The following is a 17979-nucleotide window of genomic DNA, read 5'->3' on the forward strand; positions in this document are numbered from 1 at the left end:
ACTACATTCCTGCCAAATCACTCGTGATTTTTTGCACATACTTCCACCCTGTTCTTTCGCTAATATAGGTTAAAATAACCTATTTATTTTCAACCTATATGTAGAGAGGAAGTTATCATATGGAATTCACACATTTATTTAGCAAGGGCACAATCGGAAATATGGAGCTTAAGAACCGGGTCATTTTACCAGCGATGGGCACGAAAATGAATGCGCCGGGTGGATACGTCAGTGATCGTCTGATTGATTACCATGTAGCACGAGCTAAAGGCGGCAACGGCTTAAATACTGTAGAAGTAACAACTATTCACCCAACGGCGGCCTCCGATGATGCTCCTGCCCTTTATGATGATAAATTCATTCCAGGTATGGCTCAATTAGCATTAGCTATTCGAGAGGCAGGAGGCAAAAGCTGTCTACAGTTATGGCATGGAGGTAAAGTAACTCCCAACCTAATTCAGGTCTCCTCTTCACCTGTTCCGTTTGAAGGCGTGACTCATATACCACGTGAACTTGCGCATCATGAAGTCGGCGAGATGGTTCAAGCTTACGCAGATACAGCATTACGTGCGAAGAAAGCCGGATTTGACAGTGTGGAATTCCATGCCGGCCATGGTTATTTGCCCCAACAATTTCTAAGTCCTGCAATGAATTTTCGTCAGGATGAGTACGGCGGTTCTTGGGAGAATCGCTGCCGCTTCCCGCTGGCTTGTATCCGGGCTATCCGGAAAGCGGTTGGACCTGGGTTCCCTATCTTGATGAGAATCTCTGCGATTGAGGATCTACCGGGCGGACTTACGCTGGAAGATATGAAGCTCTTCTCAAAGCTCGCTGAAGAAGCTGGAATTGATGCTATTAATGTATCTCGTGGGGTCCCTGCTGGCGCTGCGATTAAATATGAAGTTCCGCCGATCGATTTACCTGTAGGCTTCAATGTAGATAACGCAGCACAAATTAAATCTGTGGTTAACATCCCTGTTATTGCCGTAGGCCGTATTAATGATCCAGCAATTGCAGACCGGATTATTGCGGAGGGTTTGGCTGATTTTGTAGCCATTGGGCGTGCGCAGCTGGCAGATCCGGAATTCTGCAATAAAGCTTTAGCCGGACGTGCAGACACGATCGTTAAATGTGTGGGTTGCGACCAAGGCTGCTTCGATGGATTCGTGAATCCTAATGTTCCATTTATCAGCTGTGTGTTTAATCCTGCAACCGGCCGTGAAAGTGAATATGAATTGCAGCAAACGAGTATCCCAAAAAAAGTACTTATTGCTGGTGGTGGCCCTGGCGGATTAGAAGCAGCTGTCACCCTGAAACGACGTGGGCATCATCCAATATTATGCGAAAAAAATAACATTCTGGGCGGACAGCTTTATATTGCCGGTGCCGCACCACGTAAAGAGGAAATGGCTGCAGCCGCTCTGAATATGGGAGAAACCGCTAAACGTGAAGGTGTAGACATTCGAATGAATACAGAGGTTACACCTGAATTAATCCAGGAAATTGCTCCAGATGAGGTCATTCTTGCAATCGGATCTTCTCCTGTTATTCCGCCTGTGGAAGGCATCGACAGTTCACATGTGGTCAATTCACATGATGTGTTATGGGGAACGGTTCATCCAGAAGGAAGAGTCGTTATTATCGGCGGTGGTTTAGTGGGGCTTGAGGTCGCAGAACTGCTTGTAGAGCGCGGACATCAAATCACTGTAGTTGAAATGCAAGCTGATGTTGCTAATGATCTAGGGCTTCTGCGTAAAATCTGTGTCATGGAAAGTCTATATGGACATGGCGTTGAATTAATGACCAACAGCAAATGTATGGCGATTCAAGGGGATAGCGTAATTGTTGAAAAAGACGGCGAACGTCACAGCCTACCTGCTGATTATGTAGTAATTGCTGTAGGTTCACGCGCCCTCAACAAACAACCCCTTCAGGACTTCTTGGAGGAAAGCTCCATCCCTTATCATGTAATTGGCGATGCGGTGCAAGCGCGTAGAGCGCTGAATGCGATTTGGGAAGGCGCTGAATTAGCTAGACGAATCTAATTAAGCTAACTATATGCTTCATGAAAATAACCCGGCAGGTCCGCCCTGCCGGGTTATTTTTTACTCAGAGTGCATTCGTGAGCGGCTATTCGGTAATCGGTATCCATTTAATCCTTCACCCTTCACCCTTCACCCTTCACCCTTCACCCATTATGCCGTTCGGACTCAGGAGACGCTATTGAGCTAAAAATAGCCTTTTTACGAATCTATCGGACCCAGATGCCGCTATTCCGCAAAAATAGGGATCAAAAGAGGTGCTGCGACGGGAATAACTGCATTGGAGTCCGAAAAGCTCAGCAAATCAGCATTTAGGTGTTAATAAGTGCAACGGTGTCCGTTAGCGAGAAAGAAGCACACAAAAGTATGGTAAGAAAGATGAAAATGGTGAGAATGATCAGAATGGTGAGAATGGTGAGAATAGTGAAATACTCATCTCAATGACCACTCACAATCATTTTGAGTATCGGCAGCCCAATAAATGAGGCATATCGCTCAGCTTCTTTAAGAACCAACTTTTCCGTATCGCCCAGCTCGGCAAAAGGATGGATCATAATCTCAATCCCCTTGGTCTTTAGGGTTCTTTTCCATGTACCCACAACCTGACCCTCCACAACAATCATCGGAAGAAAAACACCATTATTCCCCGGAACTATTAAAGGAGCAACGTCGGGCTCTAGAACGGCACTTCGGTCTTTATAACCCAGAATGTACTCATCAAAACCCGGAACCAGATGAACGCCGGAGTCCTCAGCAGCTGGCTCTAGCCGATCAGCAGACATCCAATACTCACTGCCATCAATAACCTCTGATTGCAGTTGACTTTTGGCCGCTTCCAGACCTCTTCTAGCATCGGTAAGGGTGATGCCTACCCACCAAGCAAAATCTTGAACAGTTGCTAAACCATGTCCGGTGAAATATCTCCAAGCGAGTTCATACAATGATTCATCGTAAGAAAGTTCTCGAAACTGTGGCACCCATTCCTCTAACAAAACAATCGTTTGCTGCTTACCATTCATCGGTCCGAAACAAATCAACCCTTGGTACGCAACATTCCACAACATATGATAACCACGCTGGTTCCCTGTGTGAATACCTTCTTCTTCTATTAGCTGAAGTAAAAGAGCACGATCTAGCTGCTTTCCACCTTGTAAAGCATTAACTATAATATGTCTACAACGTTCTAGTGTCTGATCATCTAGCCCAAGCTCTGCATTCCGCCGCTTTGTTTGTCCTGCTAAACGCGGCACAGATAGCTGATGCATCCACTTTACATCTTCCGGTGGGACAAAATGAAGCGTACCTCGCAGCGTCCAATTCAGAATCATCTTGCGATCAGCGATAGCACGCTCTATATCAGCTAAACTCGAAGATGGAATACGTAACCCGATCGCCCACATCGCCTGCATGTAATCCTGCGCCTGTACTGCCCCTAATTCTTTAACGACCTGTTCGGGCTTGATTAGCTTGGAATCAACGATCTTCTGGTTATATAAACGTTGCGCAGCTATCATTTTATTCGTCACACTTTGCCTCCTTAAGTGATCCTTCTCAAACCATCGTTTAACTTTATTGGAATAATTTTAATATAATTTTTTCCAATCTCATAGTTTTTCTTATTTCTTAGCTGTGGCCCGTCTTACGGCTGGTGCGACTACCGATCCCAACAAATCAATGATTTGCTCAACCTGAGCATAAGGTAAACCACCAATATCAATCTGAGCCAGAAAACGATTGTGTCCGTACAGCTCATGTTGATAAAGGATTTTTTCAATAACCTGTTGTGGGCTGCCTACGAGCAGCGCATTTCTCACACTCATGGCTTCAGCAAATTGGTCTTTAGGGTACGCTGATCCACGAAGCTCTTTCATCATGTGATTTAAATATGGGTAATAGTTACGGAATGCTTGCTGTGAATCTTTATCGATATATAAAAGGGTGGTTGTACCCACCGGCAGCTCTGCCGGATTAAAACCTGATTGTGCGGCAACCTGACGATACATATTCACAGAGGTCTTGAACGCTGAAGCAGGTCCACCTAGAACAGCCAGCATCATCGGGATGCCCATTCTTCCTGCCTTAACTGCACTTGCCGGAGGTCCACCAACCGCTCGCCAGATAGGCAGTTTACCATTCAGAGGCTTCGGAAAAATCTCCATATCATTCAGAGCAGGACGGAATTGCCCTTCCCAGGTAATTCTTTTTTCGTTATTTATTTTCATAAGCAATTCAATCTTCTCTTCGAACAATTCTTCATAATCCCTCACGTCATATCCGAACAGTTCATAAGCTCCTAATCGTGATCCACGTCCAGCAACAATTTCTGCTCTGCCTCCGGATAACAAATCCAATGTCGAAAATTCTTCATGTACACGTACAGGATCCGCTGTGCTCAATACAGTCGCTGAACTGATGAGTTTGATTCGTTCCGTTGCGTTTGCTATAGCTCCAAGTACGACCGATGCTGCTGAAGTAATAAATTTCGCCTGATGACTCTCCCCCACTCCAAATACATCTAATCCAGCATCCTCTGCTAATTTGGCGGCAGCAATGATCTCTTGAATCCGTTGTCGTTCACTGATTGGTTTACCTGTTAAGGCATCTGCAACATGATCACCTAAAGTATATAAACCTATTTCTAAACCCTTATTCTCGTCGATTCTATATTGTTCCATCATGATGATGTCCTACTTTCTTAGCTGTATTATTGGATAGGATGAAGCTTCGATGCAATCTCTTCCCGGCGTTCTTCCAGAAAAGAAGGCAAGGTCAAATTCTCGCCCAATGTGTCAAAAGATTCATCAATCTCAAACCCTGGACCATCTGTAGCAAGCTCGAAAAGAATATGGTTCGGATCACGGAAATACAAGGAATGGAAGTAATAACGATCAATGACCCCTGTGTTCTTGAACCCTGCAGCTGTGATTTTAGCAGCCCATGCGGTTAATTCTTCCAGATCCTTCACTCTTATAGCCACATGATGGACACTCCCTCTTCCCGGTCTTTCCCGGTCTTGATCATTAACTTCTTTGAGCTGAAGTTCAGTGTACAAGCCGCCTTTAGCTGTTTCATAAATATCCACCATAACCTTCGGATCACCCATGGATGGAACTCTACGAACTTGTGTATAGCCTAAAATATCCTCCAAAACAGCCTTTGTACGGCTAGCCTCACGGACAGTCAATTCAACGGGACCCAATCCAACAATGGCATATTGTGGTGGAATATCATCAGTAATCCAAGGTTCTACCAGCTGAGTCACATTATCTTTTTCTGCGGACACCAGATGAACCGTTAATTCATCACTATCCTGAAAAGTAAGCGAATTGCGCTCCTCTATACTTACGATAGCTTCATGAGCAACTTCAAATGTATCTAATCTGCTAGCCCAATATACTAAAGCCTCATCGCTAGGAACGAGAAGAGAGATTGCAGAAATACTGTTCGTTCCTTTCCGGGTCTGGCCTGCATTCGGCATTTCAAAAAAGGATACCTCGGTGCCTGGAGCGCCATTAGAGTTGCCATAGAATAAATGGTACATGGTTGGATCGTCCTGATTTACGGTTTTTTTGACAAGTCTTAGTCCCAGTACCTCTGTATAAAACCATAGGTTTTGTTTAGCGTCTTTAGTAATCATTGATACATGATGTTGTCCGGTTATTTGTGGTTGGCTCATTTTAATTTCCTCCTAATATGATTATGGTTTACTAGTAAACTGATGCTGAAAAAAGGAAGCTTTATTCAGAATAAAGCTTTTACAATACTACTGAACTCCTTGTGGAATTCGATTCTCATTCAGGCTATGGCGGTGAATCTTCTTAAGCATGCTGTAAAATACTTTCTTCTCGTCGTCCGTCAGTGGATCGAATAACGAAGCTTGGAAATCCGATTGCAAAGGAAGAACCTTCTCGATAAGCGCTTGGCCCTTTTCAGTTAAAGAAATATACTTCACCTTCCAATCCTGCTTGCGTTCAATCCATCCTTCTTTTTCTAATCTGCCAAGCATATGTGATACTCCACCTTTAGTAATGGTTAAATGCTCGGCCATTTCCATCTGTGTCACAGGCTGATGTAATAGTATTTGTACTAACGCATCAAACTGGCTAACCGTTAAATCAAACTGCTTCAAGAACTCATTGGAAAGATCGTTACTATTGTCATAAACTCTTACCAGCCGCAGCCAGATCAATAAGCTTAGTTTGTTGTCTTCAGTGAATCCATTGTCTCGCATTATGCCACATCCATTGCTTTGGAATTGGATCTATTTGATTATCAGTTTACTAGTAATCTGATATGAAGTCAAATTTCGTATTAACTTAAGAAATAGAGAAGCACAGATAAACCATTACTAAGCATGTGCGCGCCTATAGGCACTAATATATTTTTTCTTTTCTCATATAGGTAGGCAAAGATTAATCCAGCAGCCATATAGGAGAAGACATTCCACATTTCGTTATAGTTGCTCTGGAACATCACGGCTCTATAGACATGCTGGAAGCCAAATAAAAAGGAGGATATCAGATAAGCCAGAAGACGACTTTTCCTGCGGATCGTTCTATAAATGGTAACCCGATATACTAATTCTTCAATCACGGGGCCAATCCATACCACGTTCACTGTAAAAATAAATGGATACCAGGACAACATTGCCCGTAAATCCACCTCATTAACAGACTTTGTAATAGGATGAAAAATGGAAATTAGTATGGGAATCAACATACTTCCGATGATAATAATCAAACAAAGTCCCCAAACCATCCATAACATATTACGGACCCAGTATTGTCTGAAATCATGAATAGCTTGTTTATAGAATCCCCTAAAACCTATAATCACTCCTATGTAGATCAGACTATTCAACAGTAAGGCCATTCGATTTTGTTGTTCTGGCTGCCAAATAAAAACATGGTTGAGAATCCCCATAACCGGCCTGATCAAGAGAATGGAGAACAACCCTAAAAAGTACATTACTGCTAATATAACGCCTAAGATCAATTGCCTTTTACTTAATTTTTCATCAATCATTATAATCTAATCCCCCAAGTAAAATTGTTAATAGACTGAATATCAACCATTTTAGCATTGGGAAATTTCATACGACTTAATGTAATCTTACATAGACCTTAAATTTGCCGGTTCAGCTCAATTATAATTTCAAACTGGTTATCTTGCGTATTCAGCTGAACAGTCCCTCCATGAGCAGCTATTATTTTTTGAACAATGAGTAACCCTAATCCAGAACCTGCCGGGTTCAAGGCTGATGGTTGGCCGTAATTAATAAAAGTAAGCTTGGCTCCATCATTCACCTTTTCCAGCACAGCTTGAAACGTAGAACCTTGCTCCTGATAAGCGATGGCATTATAAAGCAGGTTTGAGAATACTCGATTCATTCTTTTTTTATCAAACTGTAGAATTATTTCTTCTGGCTCGATTACAAAATCAGGGATCAGACCCGCAGCCTCAAGCTCGGGCAACATATGTATCATTTCTTCTCTCAAATATTCTGAGAAATCATCTGTTGTAACATCCAAGCGGAATTCGGGACTTTCCATTCTCGATAATTCAAACAAATCCTGAATCAATACATTGGCACGGATACTATTTTCGTATATTATTTTGGCAAATTCCAAATGTTCTATCCGACCGCTCACCTGTTCTTTTAGTTCAAGCTCTGCGTAACCCATAATACTTGTTAATGGATTTTTTAAATCATGGGATATATCCAATATTAGATTTTTTCGATTGTTTTCACTCTGTTCTTTTAACGAGGTCTGGATCTGAATCACTTCTGCCATATGATTAAAAGCCTGCTCCAGTTGACTAAACTCCCGATTCCCGCCTACCTGCACTCTTGCTGAATAATCCCCATTCTTAACTTTTTCAACAGCAGCGGACAACTGGTCTAAGGGTTTAATGAAACTAACCGCCGTAATTCTCGCATAAATCATCGTGCTTAGAATCAGAATAAACAAATAACCTAACCCAATAAACCCAAGCATTTGAAGGGTATGATCCTGCATAGGTGAATCTGAATTCCAATGGAAACTGCCTGTCATTTTCACTTGTATAGGTAAAGAGACGATCAGCCAAAATTGTTCCTGCTCATTATATTCAACAGTGATCATATCTTTGTTAGCGCCAGTATTCATTAGAAAATCCGTAAATTCTTTGACACTAATCTGCTTGGACGTAAATGGATTGTTGCCAATGGAATGTATGACTTCGTAATTGGAATTCACAACCTGTAAACTGCCCCCGACATCATTAACAACACTAGTGTCAATTCTTTGATAGTCATTTTGCATAAGCTTAGCAGCCGTTAACTGATTATAAATAATGTCCTTAGATCCCAGCCTGTTCATGCAAAACAAAGCAACAATCACCAATATCGTTATAACCGTTGTTATAAGAAAGATCGCGATATAGTTTTTTAACAATTGATAGGATATATTTTGTTTTCTCATCTTATTTACCTGGGTTGTAGAATTTGTAACCTAGTCCACGCACTGTAACGATATATTCGGGATGGTGTGGGTCCCGTTCGATCTTATTCCTTAGACGGCTGATGGTAACCATAATCGTATTATTATCACTATAGAAATCTTCTTCCCACGCCGCTGCATATAACTTTTTGGGCGTAAAAATTTGATTAGGACTCTGCATCAGACATTGTAACACCTTATATTCCTTGGCATTTAGAAGAACTGGACTTTCATTTATGTACAACATACATTCCTTTAAATTCAGCTTCAATTCTCTATGTTGGATTGTTTCTTCAGTTATCGATTGGCTAAGATCGTATACATTTCTTCGTCTCAGCTGCGCCTCAACCCTAGCCACAAGCTCTGAAGCACTAAATGGCTTCACCATATAATCGTCTGCTCCAAGGCCTAAGCCCACTATCTTATCAATTTCTTCACCGCGGGCAGTTAACAAGATAACCGGAATATGGCTTTTCTCTCTTATCCGTCGCAGCAGATTAAGCCCATCAAGCCTGGGCATTACAATATCCAGAATGGCAAGATTTATTTCATGTTGATTAACAACCTCTAAAGCCTCAATGCCATCCTTGGCTTCGAATACTCGATAGGATCGATCTTCTAAATGTATTTTCACTAGTTTTCTTATATCAGTTTCATCTTCAGCAATCAGTATATTCATCGCTTAATTCCCCTAACTATTCTCAAATAGCTGAGTCTTTTCACTCAGTATAACTTGCCAATACCACTTCGGTATATAAAGCCTAAAGAATACATCTGGAACATCATGATTAAAATACCCATGGATTCAACCCGATGCGAACTCTGGACTCGTTAGTGCACACCAAGGAATGCGATTAAATTCCTCCCAAGGATCACCATAATCAAATCTATCCTTTGACCAGCCCTTATGAACCGGTTCAACTACCTCCCATGTAGAAGCATTCAGGATGTCACTAAAAAATGGAATCATTTCACGACCTCCTTTTAATCAAACTGCTTCACAAAATAGAAAAATTTTCTTATTTATTTCTCAGAAGATTATTTTATTCAATTGATGTTGGAACAACAATAGTGTATGATGCATAGTATAGATCGAATACTGTATGACACATAGTAAGTATAAACGACTTCGACGTCCTCTTAAGGACAGCAAGCGTCTAAACCAAAAATATAAGAACAATTTATAAGAGATTATAAATCCTTATATTTTAAATAATGAGGTGGGTGAATGAGTACTTTATTAAATTCTTTAATCACAGAGCTTAGAAGAGGTACGTTAACGCTAGCCGTTTTAAGTCAATTACGAACGCCCCAGTATGGATATTCGCTCGTTCAATTGTTGGAGGAATCCAGCATCATCATCGATCAAAGCACCCTATATCCATTACTTCGCCGACTAGAGAAACAGGAATTAGTGACGAGCAGTTGGGACACATCCGAGAGCAGACCCCGTAAGTATTATGTTCTAAGTGACTATGGCGTAGAGATTTTTTTACAGCTAAAGGAAGAATGGCTTAAGAATTCGAAAGAACTCTACGGCCTATTACAAGGGGAGGATGACCATGAAGCTGATTGAGATTTACATTCATGAAGTTACTCGGAGGTTACCAGAACAAAATCGGGAAGACATCGCATTAGAATTACGATCAACCATCGAGGATATGTTACCGGATGATTATGACGAAAAAGAGGTAAAAGCCGTCCTTGCAAAATTGGGCAATCCAGCTATTTTAGCTAGTGAGTACCGCGATCAGCCCATGTATCTCATCGGCCCACGCTATTTCGATTTATATGTTACGTTATTAAAAATGATTATACCCATCGCTGTAGTTGTTTCTTTAATCGCTCTGGTTGCTGATTACTTGATTGGCTACAGCGGCGATAAAACAGTTGCGGATATTGTTACTGCAGTTATAAGTACAGGAATTGGAACCTTTCTTGAAGTAGGCATCCAAGTCTTTTTCTGGATAACTGTTGTGTTCGCTATTATCGAACGGGCGGATAAAGGAAAGGAAGGTCATCCTCTTACTACAAAATTAAGGAAATGGACTCCTGATGATTTGAAGGATATCGCGCTTGTCCATAAGAAAAAAGCAATTACAAGCTTCGAAGTGTTCGGAAGTTTACTGTGGACTGCCATTTGGGCTACTGTTTATTTTAATGCTGAACAACTGATCAGAGTCTATAGAGGCGGTGAAGGCGCACTTAACTTCGTAGCCCCAGCTTTTAATCAGCATGTATTACTTGATTATTGGCCAATTATTCTTATTGTGATCGGATTAGAAGTCGCGTTAACTATATATAAATTAATCAAGAGACAATGGACTAGAGAATTAGCATTATGTAATACGGTCCTTGAGCTCATTGTACTTATTGTATTCGCTGTTATCCTTATAAATCCGAGTGTATTCAACCAAGAATTTATTAATTACATGTCTAATTTATTAAACACTACAGCTAACCAATTTGAAACGGGACTAGTAGGTGGAGGAATAGCAATCTTGATTTTAGTCGCGGTCCTCAATATATATGAGGGCTTCCGCAAGGCTCGCCTTTAGTATTCACAGAACGGCGATTCTCCTGTTATTTGGAGAATCGCCGCTTTGTTTTCTGACTCGTTGAATGCCTGCTTCAAATGCTTCAACAACTTCAACATTGTCACCCCCCTCTGAGAGTTGCGGACCCAGATGACGTTATTTGCACATTTTCTGCCTTTGGAACAGGGCTTCGGACTCCAATGACGCTATTCCCTAGAATCAGCTCCAAATCGGGGGTGTTTCAAGGCAATAGCGGCTATGCGGTCCGTTGGCATCCCAAAAGTGCGATATTTCTGGGTTTAGAGACATCTGTGTCCGATAGGTGTTTCGTATGTGCAAATGTGGGCGAAGAATACGAAAAAAAGGAGTTGTCTCAGCAGCCATTCAGGGCATATGGGACAACTCCTTCTGATTTAATTAAATAGTTCAAGCTCGATAACCGTATCCATCTCATCAGGTAACATCGCGCCTTTTAATGTAATAAAAGCTCCACCGTCAACATCCGAATATTCCTCAGCCATCCACGGCACCTCCACCTTTAGCTCGGTACCATCACGTAGTAATCTTGCCTTTTTAATCTTCCCTTTCAGACCTTGGAAATAGATCGGGCCAATTCCACGGTCGTAGACATGCGCATACAATTTATTGCCCTTTTGCGTATAACGTCCCCACTCCGGCTTAGGTAGCAAAGACTTCCCGCATCCATAAATACTATCTCCATTAAGGCGCATCCACTCCCCAACTTCGTCAAGGATAACCAGGGATTCCCGCGTCATTTCACCTTTGGCATCTGGTCCAACATTGAGGAGCAGGTTACCATTCTTACTGATACATTCGACCATCGTACGGATGACTTGCTTGGTCGATTTATAATTCTTATCCTCGGAATGATAACCCCAGTTGTCATTCAGGGTAATGCAGGCTTCCCAAGGGATGGATTGGCCGTTTACGTCAACAATGCCGCCAGGCGGAATGATCTGCTCGGGGGAGAAGAAATCACCAGCATACTCCTCAGGTTCTGCCGCACGAATATTGCCACCTAATCGATTGTCGATAATAATATCAGGTTGTATGGAACGAATCATCCGGATAAGCTCCGTCGCCTTCCACTTCTCCCCTGTCATATTATCGTAGGAGAAGTCAAACCACATAATGTCGATTTTACCGTAATTGGTGAGCAGTTCCTTTACTTGCCCATGCATATACTCCAAGTATCTATCGAAATCAATCGGCTTATCTTTGACCGCTTCGTTATCCCGATCAGGATGTGCCTTATCTCCATAACCGGGATAATCCTCATGGTGCCAGTCTATGATAGAGTAATATAGACCTACTGCAATCCCTTCAGCACGGAAAGCGTCTACATATTCCCGCACTAGATCACGTCCAGCGGGCGTATTAGTCGCTTTGAAATCAGTCAGCTTACTATCGAACAGACAGAACCCGTCATGATGTTTGGTCGTAAGCACAGCATATTTCTGACCCGCAGCTTTGGCTGCACTTGCCCATTTCTTCGGGTCATATCGAGAGGCGTCAAATTCATCGAAATACGTCATGTAATGCTCTCTACTCATCCGCTCGTTGCCGCGTATCCATTCCCCTCTAGCAGGAATTGAATATAATCCCCAATGGATAAACATCCCGAACCTATCCTGTAAGAACCATTTCGTTCTTTCTTCTCTTGTACCCATCTCTCCAACTCCTCCGTTAATGAAAGCTGTGATCAATCATTCACTCCACCTAAGCGGTATGAAATAATGCAGCTGCTCCAATTAGGCCTACATCGTCTTTGAGCGCGGCAGGTTCAATTGTAAAAGTACCCTTATAAGGATCCATGATAAATAGCTCCGTCTTCTCCACCAGTGCAGGGAATAACAAATCTCCAGCCTTACTCACGCCTCCACCGATCACGATCCGATCAGGATTGAACGTATGTACTGCATTGGCTAGACCTAGTGCCATATAATGAATACTCCGGTCAATAACCTCGACGGCCACGGGATCGTTAAGTGCCATGGCTTCAAATACGTGCCGCGAAGTAATTTTTTCTCCATTTATATTAGCCAGTTCCGTAATCATCGACGGTCTGCTCTCCATACTTCGCAGCGCCATATCCCGAATCGCTGTGCCCGAAGCGAAAACTTCCCAGCAGCCGAATCTTCCACAGCTGCATTCCGTTCCGTTCGGGTCAATAATATTATGACCTAGTTCACCAGCAAATGAATTTTTGCCAAGAAGCAGCTTGCCGTCAATGACGATACCTGCTCCAATCCCTGTGCTAAAGGTAACATAAACCATGTTGTCTGCACCTTTGCCAGCACCTCGGACATACTCTCCCCAAGCCGCAGCGTTCGCATCATTCACTACCTTTACTTCAACGCCTAGCTCCAACTCCATCCAGTGCTTCAGTGGAACATTGTCCCACTCCGGAAGATTGGTGCCGTGAATAACGATCCCGTCCTGGCTATTTACAGCTCCGGGAGAAGCCAGACCCACTCCTGTGAGTGGTCGCCCTTCGGATACGGAGCGGATCATATCGATCATTCGCTGCACCACTTCTTTAGCGGTACGTGCCCCAGCCGTTTCCATCAATTCCCGTTTCAATACGGTCCCCTTTGAATCAAACAATGCTGCGGCAATTTTTGTGCCTCCTAAATCGATTCCAACTACGTAGCTATCAACCTTCTGCATAACCCATTCACCTTTTCACTATCTATTATTAGCCGTTAGAATGAATACTCTCCGCTAACGCCCGTAAGGCTGCTGGATCGATTGGCGACAAAGCGTCTTTGTCATAACGTACAGCCGACCCAAAATGTACTTCTGTTACTCCAGTCTGATGTATAAATGAAGTAATACCTTCCGGCTTCAGACCGCTTCCAGCCAGTATACTTACCGATTTCCCCCTTGATTCCTCGACTAGCTTCCGCATAGCAGGAATAGCTTCAGGTGCCGGACCTGGCCCGGCAGAAGTGAGCACACGCGTAATTTGCGGATACTTACAAAGCGTTCGATAACCTTCTATTTGATCCTTCAACTCATCAAAAGCACGGTGGAAGGTTACTTGCAATCCCTCGGTCAACGGCAATAATGTTTCAAGCGCTCGCTCGTCGATAGTCCCTTCTGGAGTTAACGCACCAAGCACAATCCCCGCCGCACCGCTGGCTGCAATTTGCTTTATCTCTGCTGCCATGGTCAAAATGTCATACTTTGAATAGCAAAAAGAACGGCTATGCGGGCGAACCATAACAAACGCAGGAATGTTAACCGATTTGGCAACTTGTTGCACCAATCCTATCCCTGGTGTTAATCCGCCTTCCGTAATCGCAGTAATGAGCTCCAGGCGGTCAGCCCCATTCGCTTCGGCTGTAAAAGCATCGTCCATACAAGTAGCGATGACTTCCAATCTCATAACTTTCCTCCACTCTTCCGGTTGTTATTGTTGTGCCTGTTTCATAACATAATCAGCGAGCAGTCGAGCACCATAGCCCGTTGCTCCAGCTTCTGAATACCCCACATCCTGTTTGTACTGAACCGTCCCAGCCATATCAATATGGACCCAGCTCAGCGATTCCGCTACAAAGCGCCGTATAAAAAGCGCTGCTGTAATCGCACCTGCAAAAGGTGAAGTACTAACGTTGCGCAGATCAGCGTAATTGCTTCGAAGATCGACTTCGTATTCATCCATAAGCGGCATGGGCCACAGTCGTTCTCCATTGCGCTCACCGATTTCGACGAGGCTCTGCGTCATCTCTCCATCACCCCATATGCCGGCGATACCTAATCCTAACGCTGCGCCAACATTTCCAGTAAGTGTTGCAATATCAATGACCTTAGTTGCCCCGATATTTGCTGCATGAATAAGAGCATCCGCGATAATAAGCCGCCCTTCGCCATCCGTATTTGCAACCTGAACCGTCAGCCCATTAGGATAGCGTATAACAGACGATGGCAGCACTGCTTCAGCATCTGGTACGTTATCAACAACTGGGATCAACGCGGTCACATTTACATGAGCTTGATTCCGCACTAAAATATCCAGCGCCCCAAGAACAGCTGCTGCGCCACCCATGTCCATACGTGCATCGCTAATATCACTTGCGGTCTTAACATTCATCCCACCCAAATCGAAGGTAACACCTTTACCCACCAATGCCAGCATTGGCAATTCAGGGTTACTCTCATAGCGAATTTCAACGAGGGCTGGGGAGTGTTTACTGCCTGCTCCAACCGCCAGCAACCCATTCATCTGTAGGTCAACCAGCTCCTGCCCCCGGTAGACATGAACTTTCACTGCTGCGTTATCACGCTCGAAATATTCGACCATCCATTCTGCGAACCGATCCGGATTTAGAGTCCCGGGCACCTCATTCACCAGATCGCGAGCAACCACTGCTCCTTCAGCGCGCATGCGGCCAGTACTTAGTACAACTTCCAGTTCAAGCTTAGTCAGTTCAGGCCAATCGGCTGTCTGGAGCAGCAAATCAACTGAAATGTCTATTTTAGTAACACCACGATAGGTTTGAAAACGATATAATCCGAGAAGCCAGCCTTCAATCCATGCTTGCAGCTCATCCGCAGCGGAAATATCACTTTCTGCTGTCCTACGAACAAATGAAGCTGAATTTCGTCCTTCTCTTAGGGCTGTACGGGCGGCAGAGCCCGCTGCTCGGCGAACTTTCTCAAGCGTAAGAGCCCGGCGTTTTCCCATTCCGATAGCTATCACATCGGACTCTTCCTCAGAGCGAGCATATAACCATGTCACACTGCCACTCTGTTTGTGAGCTTCTCCCAGCCGAAGAGGAAAAGGCTCCTCTTCATAGGCTAAGTAGATAAGCGTATCCGCCCCATTAGCGGAATCGAACAAGATATTCATAGCTGTCCCTTCTTTTCCGTAAAGTGTACTCACATTTAAAATTATCGTTCTAGTTTCAACATTTCTTCATCAAACAGATGACAAGCGAGCTCATGACCTGGTTCAACTTCCCGGAATACAGGCACATGTTGCTTACAGATTTCCATACAGGAAGGGCATCTTGTATGAAAACGACAGCCCGTCGGCGGATCAACTGGACTTGGAAGATCCCCTTTTAGAATAATGCGTTCCTTCTTCAAGCTTGGATCGGGCACGGGAACTGAAGATAGCAGCGCTTGGGTGTAAGGATGCAAGGGACGGTCATACAATGTATCCTTATCAGCCGTCTCCACAAGGGAACCCAGATACATGACCCCAATTCGATCACTAATATGCTCGACCACACTGAGATCATGAGAGATGAATAAATAGGTCAGGCCATATTCTTCCTGCAAGTCCTGTAACAAATTCAACACTTGGGACTGAATCGATACATCCAGTGCTGACACGGGTTCATCCGCCACGATTAGACTAGGGCGTACTGACAGAGCCCGGGCAATCCCAATCCGTTGCCGCTGTCCACCGCTGAACTCAAACGCGAATCGCTCGGCGTGGAGACTGTTCAATCCAACGGTCTCTAGCAGTTCGCAAGCTAGCTTATCCCGTTCTTTAGAGGACAGCTTCGTATGAATAAGCAGGGGTTCGGCGACAAGATCCTTCACCTTCATGCGGGGATTAAGTGAAGCATAAGGGTCTTGAAACACCATCTGCATATCTTTGCGCAGAGGCCGCATCTGGTTGTCTGAGATATGGCTAATATTTTGTCCCTTAAACCACACTTCTCCATGATTGGGTTCCAGTAAGCGAGTCACTAGCCTGCCCGTAGTCGATTTCCCACAGCCACTTTCACCTACAAGGCTGAACGTTTCTCCCTTACGAATGGCGAATGAAATCCCATCAACGGCGTGTAAATATTTAGTCGTTCCGAAGAAGCCCTTCTTCACAGAAAACAACTTCTTCAAACCCTTAACCTCAATTAATGGAGTCTCTTTCATAAACATCCCGCTCCTTCCGTGTCCTCCTGCTGTGTAAGCCAACAACGGCTTTTGCGCTCTAGCCCCTCAATCGGAAGTAGCTCAGGTTCTTGCGACAGACAACGCTCCATGGCAAATTCGCAGCGTGGCGCAAACTTACAGCCGGCAGGCATTTGTGAAAGGTCTGGCACATTCCCTTTTATAGACTCCAAGCGATGTACATTCTGGCGCAGCTTAGGTACCGATTGAATCAATCCCCTGGTATACGGATGTTGCGGTCTGGCGAACAGCTCCTGAACAGAGGCTTCTTCCACCACACGACCTGCATACATAACAACTACCCGGTCACATAATTCGGCAACTACTCCAAGATCATGGGTAATGAGCAGCATTCCCATATCCTGTTCATCTTTCAACTGCTTCATCAGATCAAGAATTTGCGCTTGAATCGTTACATCGAGTGCGGTCGTGGGTTCATCGGCAATCAACAGCTTTGGATGACAAGACATGGCCATTGCAATCATAACCCGCTGTCTCATCCCGCCGGATAGTTGATGCGGATATTCATCGATTAATTCCTCTGCGCGAGGGATACCTACAAGCCGCAACATATGAATCGCATGCTCACGAGCCTTCTTGCGTCCATAACCCAAATGCAGTCTAATCGGCTCTGTTAATTGCAGCCCAATCCGCAGCACTGGATTAAGAGAGGTCATCGGCTCCTGAAAAATCATTGCCAGATCATTTCCCCGGATTTGGCGCATCTCCTTCTCAGAAATCTTCGTCAAGTCCTTTCCTTCAAAACGCACAGAACCTTCAGAAATTCTGCCCGGCGTATCTTTAAGCAACCGCATGATCGATAATGAGGTTACACTTTTGCCACAACCAGATTCACCAACCAGGCCTAACACTTCGCCTTTTTTAATAGCAAAGTCTACCCCCGCAACCGCAGTTATACTTCCATCGCCGCGTTTGAACTCCGTTTTCAGCCCTTGTACATCCAACAAATGTTGAGTCATGTCTTGTCCC

At 44.0% G+C, this 17979-nt stretch carries 17 protein-coding genes; 3 read left to right on the top strand and 14 right to left on the bottom strand.

Going from position 1 to position 17979, the window contains the following annotated elements; genetic code table 11:
• Positions 1-119: 119 nt before the first annotated feature.
• A complete protein-coding gene (locus MHH50_RS20000; protein ID WP_076307636.1) occupies positions 120-2045 on the top strand; it encodes an FAD-dependent oxidoreductase in 1926 nt (641 codons plus the stop codon).
• A gap of 434 nt (positions 2046-2479) precedes the next feature.
• Here the strand turns inward: MHH50_RS20000 and MHH50_RS20005 are convergent, their stop codons facing one another.
• The 8 genes from MHH50_RS20005 to MHH50_RS20040 all read right to left on the bottom strand — a co-directional run bounded on the left by MHH50_RS20005 (position 2480) and on the right by MHH50_RS20040 (position 9494).
• On the bottom strand, positions 2480-3568 hold the full coding sequence (locus tag MHH50_RS20005) for a winged helix DNA-binding domain-containing protein (protein WP_076307635.1): 1089 nt from the start codon (positions 3566-3568) through the stop codon (positions 2480-2482).
• A 90-nt stretch (positions 3569-3658) separates the two neighbouring features.
• Positions 3659-4720, bottom strand: a complete 1062-nt coding sequence (locus MHH50_RS20010; RefSeq protein ID WP_217696585.1) for an LLM class flavin-dependent oxidoreductase — start codon at positions 4718-4720, stop codon at positions 3659-3661.
• 26 nt (positions 4721-4746) lie between these two features.
• The gene (locus tag MHH50_RS20015) at positions 4747-5718 is read right to left on the bottom strand and encodes a ring-cleaving dioxygenase (protein ID WP_076281476.1); all 972 of its coding nucleotides are present in this window, start codon (positions 5716-5718) and stop codon (positions 4747-4749) included.
• Positions 5719-5805: 87 nt separating this feature from the next.
• The gene (locus MHH50_RS20020; RefSeq protein ID WP_076219998.1) at positions 5806-6273 is read right to left on the bottom strand and encodes a MarR family transcriptional regulator; all 468 of its coding nucleotides are present in this window, start codon (positions 6271-6273) and stop codon (positions 5806-5808) included.
• A gap of 80 nt (positions 6274-6353) precedes the next feature.
• The gene (locus MHH50_RS20025) at positions 6354-7067 is read right to left on the bottom strand and encodes a type II CAAX endopeptidase family protein (RefSeq protein ID WP_076307634.1); all 714 of its coding nucleotides are present in this window, start codon (positions 7065-7067) and stop codon (positions 6354-6356) included.
• 98 nt (positions 7068-7165) lie between these two features.
• Positions 7166-8506, bottom strand: coding sequence for a HAMP domain-containing sensor histidine kinase (locus MHH50_RS20030; protein WP_076278744.1), 1341 nt, complete (start codon positions 8504-8506; stop codon positions 7166-7168).
• Between the two features lies 1 nt (position 8507).
• Positions 8508-9203 carry a response regulator transcription factor gene (locus MHH50_RS20035; RefSeq protein WP_076281473.1) on the bottom strand — a complete coding sequence of 232 codons (696 nt, stop codon included), beginning with the start codon at positions 9201-9203 and terminating at the stop codon, positions 8508-8510.
• 126 nt (positions 9204-9329) lie between these two features.
• Complete coding sequence (locus tag MHH50_RS20040; RefSeq protein ID WP_179086767.1) at positions 9330-9494, bottom strand: hypothetical protein; 165 nt, start codon at positions 9492-9494, stop codon at positions 9330-9332.
• 258 nt (positions 9495-9752) lie between these two features.
• Between MHH50_RS20040 and MHH50_RS20045 the strand changes: the two genes are divergently transcribed.
• Together MHH50_RS20045 and MHH50_RS20050 are read left to right on the top strand one after the other, a co-directional pair.
• Positions 9753-10100: a PadR family transcriptional regulator gene (locus tag MHH50_RS20045; RefSeq protein ID WP_076129886.1), complete on the top strand. Its 348-nt coding sequence runs from the start codon at positions 9753-9755 to the stop codon at positions 10098-10100.
• On the top strand, positions 10087-11082 hold the full coding sequence (locus tag MHH50_RS20050; RefSeq protein WP_076307633.1) for a hypothetical protein: 996 nt from the start codon (positions 10087-10089) through the stop codon (positions 11080-11082). The genes MHH50_RS20045 and MHH50_RS20050 overlap by 14 nt, the downstream gene beginning before the upstream one ends.
• Before the next feature lie 392 nt (positions 11083-11474).
• On the opposite strand, the gene MHH50_RS20055 is transcribed toward MHH50_RS20050, so the two are convergent.
• Genes MHH50_RS20055 through MHH50_RS20080 form a run of 6 tightly spaced genes read right to left on the bottom strand, consistent with a single transcriptional unit; the run spans position 11475 to position 17969 of the window.
• On the bottom strand, positions 11475-12752 hold the full coding sequence (locus MHH50_RS20055) for an alpha-L-fucosidase (protein WP_076307753.1): 1278 nt from the start codon (positions 12750-12752) through the stop codon (positions 11475-11477).
• A gap of 49 nt (positions 12753-12801) precedes the next feature.
• On the bottom strand, positions 12802-13752 hold the full coding sequence (locus MHH50_RS20060) for an ROK family protein (RefSeq protein ID WP_076307632.1): 951 nt from the start codon (positions 13750-13752) through the stop codon (positions 12802-12804).
• A 28-nt stretch (positions 13753-13780) separates the two neighbouring features.
• Complete coding sequence (locus MHH50_RS20065) at positions 13781-14473, bottom strand: copper homeostasis protein CutC (protein ID WP_076307631.1); 693 nt, start codon at positions 14471-14473, stop codon at positions 13781-13783.
• Between the two features lie 24 nt (positions 14474-14497).
• Positions 14498-15937, bottom strand: a complete 1440-nt coding sequence (locus tag MHH50_RS20070; protein ID WP_076307630.1) for a leucyl aminopeptidase family protein — start codon at positions 15935-15937, stop codon at positions 14498-14500.
• Between the two features lie 41 nt (positions 15938-15978).
• Positions 15979-16971, bottom strand: a complete 993-nt coding sequence (locus MHH50_RS20075; RefSeq protein ID WP_094903192.1) for a dipeptide ABC transporter ATP-binding protein — start codon at positions 16969-16971, stop codon at positions 15979-15981.
• On the bottom strand, positions 16968-17969 hold the full coding sequence (locus MHH50_RS20080; RefSeq protein ID WP_076278748.1) for an ABC transporter ATP-binding protein: 1002 nt from the start codon (positions 17967-17969) through the stop codon (positions 16968-16970). Before MHH50_RS20080 ends, MHH50_RS20075 begins: the two co-directional genes overlap by 4 nt.
• Positions 17970-17979 lie beyond the last annotated feature (10 nt).

The sequence above is a fragment of the Paenibacillus sp. FSL H3-0302 genome (assembly GCF_037982245.1).
Classification (GTDB): domain Bacteria; phylum Bacillota; class Bacilli; order Paenibacillales; family Paenibacillaceae; genus Paenibacillus_AQ; species Paenibacillus_AQ odorifer.